Origin of the sequence: Bacillus sp. UMB0893 (assembly GCF_002858905.1) — a bacterium.
GTDB lineage: Bacteria > Bacillota > Bacilli > Bacillales > Bacillaceae > Bacillus_P.
The window spans coordinates 188,158-200,094 of sequence record NZ_PKLB01000007.1 but is presented as its reverse complement, the minus strand read 5'-3'; the positions used below and the strand labels follow the sequence as shown (position 1 = coordinate 200,094).

Annotated in this window: 17 protein-coding genes; 6 read left to right on the top strand and 11 right to left on the bottom strand. The window is 38.8% G+C overall.

The genetic code is table 11. The features are described 5' to 3' along the window. Positions 1-113: 113 nt before the first annotated feature. The 5 genes from CYJ36_RS16475 to CYJ36_RS16455 form a co-directional block, all read right to left on the bottom strand. Positions 114-962: a DegV family protein gene (locus CYJ36_RS16475; RefSeq protein WP_101568348.1), complete on the bottom strand. Its 849-nt coding sequence runs from the start codon at positions 960-962 to the stop codon at positions 114-116. Between the two features lie 209 nt (positions 963-1,171). Further along, entirely contained in the window at positions 1,172-2,026 is an 855-nt protein-coding gene (locus CYJ36_RS16470; protein WP_101568347.1) for an amidohydrolase family protein, read from the bottom strand. A gap of 44 nt (positions 2,027-2,070) precedes the next feature. Further along, positions 2,071-2,559: a glutathione peroxidase gene (locus tag CYJ36_RS16465; protein ID WP_101568346.1), complete on the bottom strand. Its 489-nt coding sequence runs from the start codon at positions 2,557-2,559 to the stop codon at positions 2,071-2,073. A gap of 12 nt (positions 2,560-2,571) precedes the next feature. Further along, a complete protein-coding gene (locus tag CYJ36_RS16460) occupies positions 2,572-3,099 on the bottom strand; it encodes a hypothetical protein (protein ID WP_219621112.1) in 528 nt (175 codons plus the stop codon). After that, positions 3,074-4,759 (bottom strand): formate--tetrahydrofolate ligase, encoded by a 1,686-nt coding sequence (locus tag CYJ36_RS16455; RefSeq protein ID WP_101568344.1) that lies wholly within the window; start codon positions 4,757-4,759, stop codon positions 3,074-3,076. Before CYJ36_RS16455 ends, CYJ36_RS16460 begins: the two co-directional genes overlap by 26 nt. A 131-nt stretch (positions 4,760-4,890) precedes the next feature. On the opposite strand from CYJ36_RS16455, the gene metA reads away from it, so the two are divergent. The 3 genes from metA (at position 4,891) to CYJ36_RS16440 (ending at position 8,178) form a co-directional block, all read left to right on the top strand. Beyond that, positions 4,891-5,799, top strand: coding sequence for a homoserine O-acetyltransferase MetA (gene metA / locus CYJ36_RS16450; protein ID WP_101568343.1), 909 nt, complete (start codon positions 4,891-4,893; stop codon positions 5,797-5,799). Between the two features lie 164 nt (positions 5,800-5,963). Then, positions 5,964-7,109 (top strand): diglucosyl diacylglycerol synthase, encoded by a 1,146-nt coding sequence (locus CYJ36_RS16445; protein ID WP_101568342.1) that lies wholly within the window; start codon positions 5,964-5,966, stop codon positions 7,107-7,109. 55 nt (positions 7,110-7,164) lie between these two features. Further along, positions 7,165-8,178: a metal-dependent hydrolase gene (locus tag CYJ36_RS16440; protein WP_180850382.1), complete on the top strand. Its 1,014-nt coding sequence runs from the start codon at positions 7,165-7,167 to the stop codon at positions 8,176-8,178. Positions 8,179-8,230: 52 nt separating this feature from the next. On the opposite strand, the gene CYJ36_RS23755 is transcribed toward CYJ36_RS16440, so the two are convergent. From CYJ36_RS23755 to CYJ36_RS16430, 3 genes are all read right to left on the bottom strand, one after another. Further along, complete coding sequence (locus CYJ36_RS23755; protein WP_180850380.1) at positions 8,231-8,407, bottom strand: hypothetical protein; 177 nt, start codon at positions 8,405-8,407, stop codon at positions 8,231-8,233. Between the two features lie 91 nt (positions 8,408-8,498). Continuing rightward, positions 8,499-9,194: an AIM24 family protein gene (locus CYJ36_RS16435; protein WP_101568340.1), complete on the bottom strand. Its 696-nt coding sequence runs from the start codon at positions 9,192-9,194 to the stop codon at positions 8,499-8,501. Beyond that, complete coding sequence (locus tag CYJ36_RS16430; protein WP_101568339.1) at positions 9,191-9,889, bottom strand: class I SAM-dependent methyltransferase; 699 nt, start codon at positions 9,887-9,889, stop codon at positions 9,191-9,193. The genes CYJ36_RS16435 and CYJ36_RS16430 overlap by 4 nt, the downstream gene beginning before the upstream one ends. A 119-nt stretch (positions 9,890-10,008) precedes the next feature. Here CYJ36_RS16430 and CYJ36_RS16425 point away from each other — a divergent pair, with 119 nt between their 5' ends. Both CYJ36_RS16425 and CYJ36_RS23750 read left to right on the top strand, forming a co-directional pair. Further along, on the top strand, positions 10,009-10,236 hold the full coding sequence (locus CYJ36_RS16425; RefSeq protein ID WP_101568338.1) for a DUF3892 domain-containing protein: 228 nt from the start codon (positions 10,009-10,011) through the stop codon (positions 10,234-10,236). Between the two features lie 14 nt (positions 10,237-10,250). After that, entirely contained in the window at positions 10,251-10,403 is a 153-nt protein-coding gene (locus tag CYJ36_RS23750) for a hypothetical protein (RefSeq protein ID WP_180850378.1), read from the top strand. Positions 10,404-10,634: 231 nt separating this feature from the next. On the opposite strand, the gene CYJ36_RS16420 is transcribed toward CYJ36_RS23750, so the two are convergent. From CYJ36_RS16420 to CYJ36_RS16410, 3 genes are all read right to left on the bottom strand, one after another. Further along, positions 10,635-10,832, bottom strand: a complete 198-nt coding sequence (locus CYJ36_RS16420; protein WP_101568337.1) for a hypothetical protein — start codon at positions 10,830-10,832, stop codon at positions 10,635-10,637. A gap of 76 nt (positions 10,833-10,908) precedes the next feature. Further along, positions 10,909-11,175 carry a phosphocarrier protein HPr gene (locus CYJ36_RS16415; protein ID WP_101568336.1) on the bottom strand — a complete coding sequence of 89 codons (267 nt, stop codon included), beginning with the start codon at positions 11,173-11,175 and terminating at the stop codon, positions 10,909-10,911. Between the two features lie 70 nt (positions 11,176-11,245). Continuing rightward, on the bottom strand, positions 11,246-11,518 hold the full coding sequence (locus tag CYJ36_RS16410) for a hypothetical protein (RefSeq protein ID WP_101568335.1): 273 nt from the start codon (positions 11,516-11,518) through the stop codon (positions 11,246-11,248). 218 nt (positions 11,519-11,736) lie between these two features. Here CYJ36_RS16410 and cspD point away from each other — a divergent pair, with 218 nt between their 5' ends. Continuing rightward, complete coding sequence (gene cspD, locus CYJ36_RS16405; RefSeq protein WP_029280415.1) at positions 11,737-11,937, top strand: cold-shock protein CspD; 201 nt, start codon at positions 11,737-11,739, stop codon at positions 11,935-11,937.

Here is an 11,937-nt window from a genome sequence, read left to right as displayed (position 1 = left end):
TTTCTAAAAGCAACAAACTTTACGAAAATTGCAAAAGATGCAGGTTGCTAATTTACGGCAAATATCAGAGCTGGTTACACAAATCTTTACTAGATCTTAGCAAAAACTGAGTGTTAATCTGTAATAAACCACGATACTCCAACTACATCTTCACCTGTATGAACGCCAATCGTTGTACATAATGGAACAAGCTTAAGATGAATGTCCGGAAATTCCTTTTTGATGACATCGTATAATTTTGAAGACTTAACCCGTTTGGAGCTGAATAAAATGGCCACCTCATCAATGGCATGATTTTGATTTCCTTCTCTAATAAGATTTACAATATACTGAAACGCTTTTTTCTCTGACCTTACTTTTTCAGCTGTAGTAAGCTTGCCAGACTCTACCCTGATAATGGGCTGAATATTCAGCAGGCTGCCGAGATAATATTGTGTCCCGGTCATTCTGCCGCTTTTATGCAGTCTTGTTAAGTCGCCGATTAAGACATACGTTCGATGATTTTCACGTATTTTTTCAAGCTTAGAAGCGATTTGATTGATTTCGATTCCCGCTTCATGCATTTTCATTGCCGCCTTTACCAGCCTTGTTAAGGGCTCTGTTAATGTCAATGAATCGACAACTGTGACCGGAATGTCAACTTCAGCAGCAGCCTGTACAGCCGATGTATATGTACCGCTAAGCAGACTTGACAGATGAATCGAAACAATTTCATCATACTCATCTGCAAGCTTTTTATAAAGTTCCACAAACGTACCCGGTGATGGCTGTGATGTTGTGATTGCATTCGAGGAATCTTTCAGCAAGACATAAAGATCTTCTGCCTTTAGGTTTACCCCATCTAAATATTCTTCATCATTTATGCAAATAACCATTGGGACCCAGTAAACATCCGGATGGTCTGTCAGTTCCTCATCAATACTCGCTGTACTGTCTGTTACCCAAGCAATTTTTCTTCCCATTTATGACTTCCCCTTTGCATTTTTTTAAACGTTTCCCATCTTCAATTATTATGCAAAAACCTTTAAGAATCCTCTATTAGAGCATTTTTTTATTTGGTTCTTTCTAAAACGCTATTCAATCCAATTCAGTACGTTTAATCGTTTTATTAGAAGAGAGCACGAAATTTTAATAATAGACGTGCATGAGTTTACCTTTGAAGAAAAAAAATCTATGCGAACACAGCCTTTATTTTTGGAAATAAATGAAGAGCTGTATCATAAAAAAATGCCTGATGATGCTTTTCAGGGATTATTTCTTTGAACAAATCAATATAAGGCTTTACTCTGATTAATGGCCAATCCGTACCAAACAGCAGCTTTTCATAATGGTCACAATAGGCTAAAGCATGAAGAAGATGATCAAAAAATCTCGTATTCTTCTTTTCAGCGATATTTTCTTCAGTCCCTACGATCAAGCCTGATAAATCAGCAAACATATTTTCATTTTTATAAACAACTTCCGCACCATCAAGGACCCACGGATCACCCAAGTGCGCCATCATAAATTGAATGTCCCGATGACTAACGGCCACTTCATCCAGTGTAAGCGGAAGGCTGTACTTTAGCAGTCCCCGGTCAGAATAGGTATCCCCTGTGTGGAAAACGACAGGCAATTGATAAGCTTTAGCCAGCTCATAAACAGGTCCGTAATTTTTGTCATAGGCATAGTATGGATAATAGCCCAAGTAAATTTTGATCCCTGCCGTCTGTTTCTGCTGCAATGATTTTTCCAGAGCCAGCAGATTCTTTTCGTCTAATTTTTCCGGGTTAATACCCGGACAGCAAAAGAAAGATGCCGGCATCGATCCATCAAGATCTATCCCCATTGGAGTTTCGGCTGCCGGGTCCGGAAAAGAACCCGCTTTTGTTTCCGTTACTCCCATTGCAATTGCTGCCACAACACCTGCATCCTTATATTCCTTTTGCAAACCCTCTATCGAATAATCAATAAGAGATAGTGTGTCTGCCGTTTGTTTAAAGCTTTGAATTTTAGAAACATGCATATGGGCATCAATGATTTTCATGCTTTATCCTCCTATCGGCACGTAAAAGAAAAGAAGCCGATTGCTCAGGCTTCCTCTTTTAACAACTGCTGAATTTTTTCTTCCATTTCCTTTGGATCTGTGTTAGGTGAAAATCTTTCGGCAGCTTTGCCGTTTTTGTCCACGAGAAATTTCGTGAAGTTCCATTTCACTGCTTTTGAACCGAGTACACCTGGAGCCTCTTTTGTTAAGTGATTAAAGAGCGGATGAGCATCTGACCCATTAACATCCACTTTTGCATACATAGGAAATGTAACCCCGTAGTTCAATTCACAGAAGCTTTTGATCTCCTCTTCATTTCCAGGCTCCTGGCTCATAAATTGATTGCACGGAAATCCAAGGATTTCCAAACCTTCCGATTGGTAAGTCTCGTAAAGCTCCTGCAGCGCTTTATATTGGGGTGTGAACCCGCATTTGCTCGCTGTGTTCACAATGACCAGCACTTTTCCTTTAAAATCGCTCATTGATTGTTCCACACTATTTATTGTCTTGATTTTAATATCGTATATACTCATCAATTCATCTCCTTATCTCTTTTTTTCAATTTCATCAAGAGTATCGATGGCATGTTCAGCCATAGCTATTAAGTCATCCATTTGGTCTTCTCCAATAAGTCTTCTAAAATCAATGACAAACGTATGCTTATAAGTTTCTGCCGGTATAGTGTGTGATAGATGATGAGTGACTGAGTGATGTGCCCCCCAATTTTCTATCACAATGGACCTGGCATGAGTTTGATCATAGGGTGAGTATACATGAAATTTCAAGTGGACTTCACATCCAGGATTTGATTCCTTCTTGAGAAGCTCTCCCGACAATTGTGATGTGCTCATTTTTAAACTAAATTCAGCAGCAGCATTACGATTTCCTTCTTTTAAAGAAAATGTGTTTTGATAGGTTCTAGACATAGCTGCCAAGTCAACTATGTCTTTACGCTTGATGACTTCTATGATGCCTTCGAGGTCTGCATCATAGATTTCGCCTTCGAGGACAACCTTCAAGTTATCAAAAGCAGTTGGATCAAACATCTTAAAATAGCCCTGTTGCCTTTCCAAAGTCGTCGACATTCATGCTAAGCGCGGCAGGTTTTTTAGGGAGTCCAGGCATTGTCATGATATCTCCTGTTAAACAAACGATGAAGCCTGCTCCAATTGAAGGTTTCAGTTCACGAATTGTAAGGGTAAAATCCTTTGGCCGGCCTAAAAGCTCAGGCTGATCCGACAAAGAATATTGGGTTTTTGCCATACAGACCGGCAAATTCGACCATCCATAGCCTTCAAATTCCTTTATCTGCTTTTCAGCTTTAGAGGAAAAATCTACGCATTTTGCACCATAGACAGTTTGAGCAACTTTTGTGATTTTGTCTTTGATGCTATCGTTTAAATCATATAAGAAATCAAACTGATTTTCTTCTTGATCGATTGTTTCCAGTACTTTTTCCGCAAGCTTAATTCCTCCAGCACCGCCTTTTTCCCATACCTCAGTCAGGGCAGCCGGATGTGAATGCTCCTCACACCACTTCATAAGTGCAGCGGTTTCTTCCTCTGAGTCTGTAATAAAACGATTCACTGCTACAACGTAAGGCAGACCGAACGACTGAATAGATTCAATATGCTTAGCAAGATTTTCTGCTCCAGCAAGCATTGCTTCTTTGTCGGATTGTCCAAGCTGATCTTTCGGTACACCTCCGTGCATTTTCAAAGCCCTGATTGTCGCAACAATGACGACGGCAGATGGAGAAAATTCTCCAGCTCTCGTTTTTATATGCAGGAATTTCTCTGCTCCAAGATCTGCACCAAATCCTGCTTCAGTGACAACATAGTCCCCTAGCTTAGCAGCCATTTTTGTTCCCAGCAGACTGTTGCAGCCATGTGCAATATTGGCAAATGGACCGCCATGAATGATGGCTGGGGTATGTTCAAGAGTTTGAACAATGTTTGGCTTGATTGCATCTTTTAAAAGAAGGGTAAGAGCCCCTTCGAATCCTAATTCGCCAACTGTTACTGGTTCTTTATGATAAGAAAATCCGATAACAATCTTAGATAGTCTTGTTTTTAAATCATTCAGGTCTGCTGCCAAACATAAAATAGCCATGATTTCGGATGCTACTGTGATATCAAAATGATCCTCACGCGGTGTACCATTCGCTTGCCCGCCTAAACCAATCACTACATTCCTTAGTGCACGGTCATTCAAATCCAAAACCCTTTTCCACATGATTCTTCTCGGATCAATCTGACATTCATTTCCTTGGTGAATATGATTGTCTATCAATGCTGCAAGTGCATTGTTAGCAGTTGTGATCGCATGGATATCACCTGTGAAATGCAGGTTAATATCTTCCATCGGAATCACTTGTGAAAATCCGCCGCCGGCTGCTCCCCCTTTTATTCCCATTGTAGGACCTAATGATGGCTCTCTCATGGCAATGACAGCTTTTTTATTCAGCAGATTTAGTGCTTGCCCAAGACCAACAGTAACTGTGGACTTCCCCTCGCCTGCAGGTGTCGGATTAATAGCTGTTACCAAAATGATCTTACCGTCAGGCTTTGTTTTTAGCCGATTTAATAATTCCAAAGAAATTTTAGCTTTATATTTTCCAAAGTATTCAATTTCATCAGCTGTCATATCAAGTGCCCCAATTACCTCTTCAATCGGCTTGATTGGTGCTTCTTGAGCGATTTCGATGTCTGATTTATGTTTTGTAATTAACACACAGCGCCCTACTTTCTCCTATTAAATATGTATTTCTCGCACAATTGTAACATAAAAGCAAATTGAATTATTATTCTAAACTTTCTATAATAGAGAAAACTTAGAATGTAATAGAAAGTTGAGGTTCGTTCATGCCAATTAATATTCCAGCCGACCTTCCAGCCAAAGAAATTCTTGAAAAAGAGAACATTTTCATAATGGACGATAAGAGAGCCTATCAGCAAGACATCAGGCCATTAAATATTGTCATTTTAAATATTATGCCCGAAAAGCAAAAAACAGAGGTGCAATTATTGAGACTTCTCGGCAACTCGCCGCTGCAGCTTAATATTACTTTTTTGCGGCCAAAAACTCACGTTTCAAAAACAACGAAGCAGCAGCATCTCGAACAATTTTACACAACGTTTGAAACAATCAGGCATAGAAAATTTGATGGAATGATTATTACTGGTGCTCCAATCGAGCATTTGGAATTTGAAGAGGTTTCATACTGGGAAGAACTAAAAGAGATTTTCGAATGGACAAACAAAAATGTCACCTCAACTTTGCATATTTGCTGGGGTGCACAAGCAGGACTTTTTTATCATTACGGCGTAAATAAATATAGTCTGCCAGAAAAATGCTTTGGTGTTTTCAAGCATGACATTTGTAATCCTTCTGTAAAAATTGTCAGAGGTTTTGATGATCAATACTATGTGCCACATTCTCGGCATACGGATATAAAGAGACAAGATGTTGCAGCCATCGCTGAACTGGAAATTGTCAGTGAATCTCCTGAAGCAGGCGTTTGTCTTGTCGCCTCAAAAGATGGAAAACAAGTATTTTTAACAGGTCATCCTGAATATGATTTGCTCACATTAAAAGAGGAATACGAACGTGATGCGGCAAAAGGAATGAACACAAGCATTCCGCTGTCTTATTTTCCAGACAATGATCCTGCCAGAAAGCCTGTTCAAAAATGGAAGTCTCATGCTCACCTATTGTTTGCAAACTGGCTGAACTATTGTGTTTATCAAGAAACACCATATGAGTGGGAGTAGGGAAGATAATTTTTCCATATGCACGAATTGGTTTTATTTGTTAAAATTTAAGCAGAATTTAATTAAATTTTTATTTAAACTTTATATTTCAGCAATATTCGTATGTTACGCTTGTAATAGTAATCGTACTTCATGTGTTTTAGAATAAATTTGAGGTGAATGCATTGTTAAAAAAACCAAAAGTGTTGATTTTAACAGCGAAATACGGGAATGGACATGTTCAAGTTTCAAAAACACTAGTAAAGCAATGCAAGGACTTGGGGATTGAAGAAGTGGTCGTCTCGGATTTATATGCAGAATCAAATCCAATCTTTACAGAGATTACTCAATACCTTTATTTAAAAAGCTTTACAATCGGCAAACAGTTTTACCGTATGTTTTATTATGGAGTTGATAAAATTTACAACAAAAAACTATTAACTCTATATTTTAAGCTTGGCAACAAAAGGCTGCATGAGCTTATTGAAAAAGAACAGCCTGACATCATTATTAATACGTTCCCTATCATCGTAGTGCCTGAATACAGAAGGCGCACAGGGATTGTTATCCCGACTTACAATGTTTTAACAGATTTTTGCCTTCATAAAATATGGGTTCATAAAAACATAGACAAATATTATGTTGCAAGCAAACGGGTAAAAGAGAAAGTCATGAGTCTCGGAATACATCCCGCTGCAGTAAAAGTAACCGGCATTCCGATCCGCTCACAATTCGAAGAAAATTTAGATGAAGATGCCATATATGAAAAGTACAATTTAGACAAAAAGAAGAAAACTCTGCTCGTAATGGCGGGAGCTCACGGAGTATTAAAAAATGTAAAAGAGCTGTGTGAATCGTTTATAGAGAATGAAAACCTGCAGACAGTAGTCGTTTGCGGAAACAACAGTGCATTAAAAGAGAGTCTTGAAGGCATTTCAGGAAAAAATAAAGAGAACTTAAAACTTCTTGGCTATGTTGAGCGTGTAGATGAATTATTCCGGATTGCATCATGCATGGTCACGAAACCAGGGGGAATCACACTCAGCGAAGCTGCTGCAGTTGGTGTTCCTGTCATTCTCTATAAGCCTGTACCGGGACAGGAAAAAGAAAATGCGTTATTCTTCCAGGAAAATGAAGCAGCGCTAGTTGTAAACCGTTCTGAAGAAGTATACGATGCGGTCAGCAAACTCCTGCAAGATGATAAAAAGCTTAAGCGAATGAAACGGAATATAAAGAAGCTGCATCATCCGAACTCATCTTTAACCATAATGGAAGATATCGTAAAAGAAGCTTCTCTATTTAAAGAGAATAAATATATAAAAGCACAATAAACTAAACTGTCATTGCTTTCAGGATGGAGGGGAAATGAAATCCTGGAGGTCACATATGGATACAGGCACACATATTACGATGGGATTTGGTTTAGCTGGTCTTGCATATCTTGATCCTGCGGTCTCAGCTCAGCCAGAACTGGCATCAGCTGTCTTGTTTGGCACTGTACTCGGCTCAAATGCGCCAGATTTTGATTATGGCATCAAGATTGTTAAAGGAAATGGCATGTATACCGAACATCATCGCGGCTTCTCTCACTCCATACCTGCATGGTTTCTGTGGACCGGGTTCTTAACAGCCCTTATTTATCCATTTTATTCGAATCTATCGTCCTTGGATTTCCTGCATTTGTCAGGCTGGATTTTTCTTGCTGTAATTCTGCATGTGATGTTTGATATTTTTAATGTATATGGAACTCAGGCGGGAAGGCCTTTTACAAATAAATGGCTTTCGCTTAACTTTATTCCATTATTTGACCCGCTGATTATCTTTTTACACTTATTAGGCTTTGCTCTTTGGGGCTTGCTCCAGTCTCCCGGAATGATTTTTTTGATTGTCTATGGTTTGATAGGACTGTATTTGATAGAACGTTATTATAGTTCAAAAAGAGTTTTAACCCGAGTAAAAAAACAGACCGAAACGAATGGAACAATCACGATTATTCCTACTATTCTCTGGTCGGTCTGGCACATCGTGATTGAAACAGAGACTGAATTCCAAGTCGGCGAAATGCGTTCAAGAAATATCGTATGGATTCATTCTTTTGAAAAGAATGACCAGGATCCTGATATCATTGCTATCGCCAAAAACGAAAAAAATATAAAGCACTTCTTAAATAATTCAAAGTATGTTCATGCTGTGGCAATTCCAATCCACTCTGGATATGAAATTCGATTTTTCGATCTGCGCTTCCGGACAAAAAATCATTATCCATATATGGCCGTATGTCAAATGAATTCCACCCGCGAGATTGTCTCGTCCTGTACAGGATGGTTTCATCAAACAGAAAAAATAAAAAACAAGCTGCTTACACAAGAACGAGCAGCAAAGACGCGGATTCAAGCGTAAAAAACAAAGGATGACCTATTGAACGCAGTTTGCGTTTATAGTCATCCTTTTCTTATTGTTCTTTTTTTAATTCTTCTTCAAAGTAAAAGGTAGATGGATATTCCTTAAGAATGTAAGAGTAGCGATTCATATTTTTTATATACTTTGATTGCATAACGGTCACAATTTCACCTGTTTTCACAATTTGAACAGATTCACCATTTTGAAACTTGCTGGCATTACTCTTCATTCTGCACTTCCTTTCAACATATTCCTATTATACCATAGCAAGAGGAAGGATTTTCAGGAAAGAAGACAACTATACATCCAGAGCTGATCTATTAACTTGTTGTATCTCTGAAGTAAACCTCTTCATATGGCTGGACAACAACAAATCCTTCACCTGAGAACTTCATTTGAATGGATTCTCCGCTTCCCCGTCCCAAGAATGTTTTAAACGAAATATCGGTAACGAATTCAGGTGTTAAACTCCCTGACCACGCTACTGTGGCGTTTGGATCCGTATAAACAGGGTCACCTTGTTTGACAATTAACGTCAAAGGTTCATAATGAGATGTTATCGCAATCATTCCTCTGCCTTCAAGCTTCACATTAAAAAGACCTCCTGAAAGCATTCCAGCTATTTTTCTCATCATTTTAATATCCCATAAAATCGAGGGTTCAAATGCAAGCAAATCATTTCCATTTACAAATAATGTTTCTCCATTCAGATTGAGAATGGATATTTTCTTCCCCTGATCAGCTAAATAGAGCTTTCCCGAGCCTGTTGCCTTCATTAAGGAGGTGCCTTCACCTGTGAAAGCTTTTTTGAATAATTTACCAATACCATGCTCAAGAATTCCTTCACGCTCATACTTTATCTGGCCTCTGTATGAAACCATCGCACCTGCCTTCGCCCATATTTGTCCATTTAAATTGATCTCAAGCAGCCGCTCCGTTTCAAGTTCAAATAAGCCTTGTCCTTTGTCCTTCTGTTCTGTCTTCTCCACGAATTCCTCAATTGAATATCGGTTCATACGTTCCCTCCTTCTTTCTTTTGAAGCATAAACAGCCATAAAAAAGAGAGTGACTGCTTTAATTCAGGTGACAGCTTACCAATCATATCTTCGGTCACTCCCCGTTTGTAAACTCCCTGACTATCAGCCAGTTCCCATCCGTTCTCAAGCGCCATTTTTTCAAACTCCCAAGGCATCATTGTATTACATATCACAGGTTTTCCGTAAAGCCTGTCAAAGCTGTTTGTTCGGGGATGAGCTGTAGGACCTAATATGGCGATACATAAATAGCCATCATTTTTCACCACTCGTTTTAATTCGTTTAAAGCAGCTAATGGATCTTCTGTCCACTCAATACAGTTAATTGTCAGCAGCGCATCCGCTTTTGCATCTGCAAAAGGAAGGTCCAGCATATTGGCCTGAATAAATTCGAGCTTATCTGGTTTTTCATGCTTTTTCGCGAGTTTAATCATTTCAGGTGAAAGGTCAACTCCAGTGACGTTCATCCCCTCTCTCGTCAGAAGATAAGAACCATATCCGTCTCCACAGCCAATATCAATAACTTCAGCTTCCGGGTTCACGTACTTCGAGAAAAAAGGCACGATCGAACTTCTGCTACCCGAATCCCACATTTCTTTGCTTCCTTTATTCCAGAATGCAGCGCGTTCATCCCACTTCTTTTCAGCTTCTTTTTCCCAATCATATGTATTCTTCATATTCAATCAGCTCCAAATTTTAGCATTCTCTACTTATTTCTAGAAATCATCCGGAAATCCTTTTCTAACGAATATTTCAATGTAACTGTTAAACACTATTCAAGAAAGGGGTGCTGATCATGCAGAAAGAATCCTTTGTAGCCGCACAAAAAAACGGAGACGGAGATCTAGTATCATTTAAAACCTCTGCCGGAAGAACATTATCCTATCAAGAAGCACTCATGGAAATTGACAGAGGTGCTATTGAAGGTGTAAACACCTTTAAAGGAAAAGACGGAGAAATGTACATTCGAAGCAATCCTGACCACAATAAAGCAAATAATCTAGATTCTCTACCACCATTTTAAAAGGAGACCTATTTATGACAAAAAAAGTAAACAAAGGCAGCGAAAACGGCAACTCGCCTAAAAAAGGCCACTTTCAAGAAGAGTTCGGCCAGGAAATCATATCAGGTGATAACAGCAAAGGAAACAAACGTAACAAGGATCAGAAATCAAAGACTTCAAACAAGTAAGGCGAAAAAGCCAGTCCGTTATACTGTGGACTGGCTTTCTGTTGGCGAAAACTGTGTTAATCAGTGACCCCCCGCATTTTCGCACTTCGTGTTTGACTGATCACTTTTTCTTTCTGAGCTGCCCTTTCCCTTTTATAAGCGCTGACAACTTATTTTTGACCGTTCAGCCTATTTTCCCTATGCGAATACAAAAAAAAAAACGCAGGCACCAGCCTGCGGGCCACAGGTATCTTAATCTTCCCTGTCAAACTCATTTCCATTTCTTCCTTTGTCAATCGTTATCGCTGCCGTTTCATTATTCATATACAACGGTACTTGCATTTTATCTCCATTGTCGTAAAATGCTTCGTTGATCTTGTCATTTGCTTCATTTACTTCTTCTGCTTCTTCGCTGCCAATGTAGGATGTTTTCTCTTTTTTTTCATGCATATGCTCGCCTCCATTCGTTCCTAGCCTTCCCTATACAACAAAAAAATCTCCCTGAATGAAGGAGATTTTTGACTGATTATTCGCCTAATTGTTCAGCAAGGATTACTCTCTCTACTGCTTCGATTGCATCTTTTTCATCGCTGCCTTCTGCTGTTACAACGACTGTTGTTCCTTTAGAAATACCAAGTGACATCACACCCATAATTGATTTTAAGTTTACAGTGCGTCCGTTTGCCTTTAGGTTTACATCAGCTGTAAATGAGTTGACTGCATTTACAAGTGAAGTTGCCGGACGTGCATGTATACCTGAATCACTTGTAATATTAAATGATTTTTGTTCCATCGTACTGCCCCTCTCCGATTTGTTAACAAAACATATTATAATCGATTTCTCATAAAAGAGAACTGTTTTTTTATGCAAGTTTGATGATTTCTTCCTGAAGAATGTAGCTATGAAGATAGATGGTGCATGTTTCTGTATTCTTTTTCTCAATAATAATCGTATTTTGAAGCGCGTCCTTAATAATAATGAGCCGTTCCCGTTCAAACTGAGGCATGGTTTTCATTGCCTCAAGCTGTCTGCATGCCAGGAGAAAACGCTCTTCACTCATTTTGCGGTCTTTTTTAAAAATAACCTGCATATCTCCAATGCTTGTTTTATACACGTTTTCCACATCCCTTTTCAAGTCATTTCACCCTATATTAAAAATATCTGAAATTTCAGTAAAAATCTATAGGTAACTTGACGACAAATTTCCAATAGTGTATATTATAATCATCATTTGGCGAATAGTTTGTGAAATAGAGTGATTTCAACTTTTGTTTACGCATACATATTTTGCTTTGTGATAAATATTTCCAGGTAGCAAAACCTTGTGCTACAGTATTAGGAGGATAAAGTACTATGCAAAACGGCAAAGTTAAATGGTTCAACAACGAAAAAGGATTTGGATTTATCGAAGTTGAAGGCGGAGACGATGTATTTGTACATTTCTCAGCAATCGAAGGAGACGGCTACAAATCTTTAGAAGAAGGCCAGGAAGTTTCTTTTGAAATCGTAGAAGGCAACCGTGGACCACAAGCTGCTAACGTAGTGAAATTATAA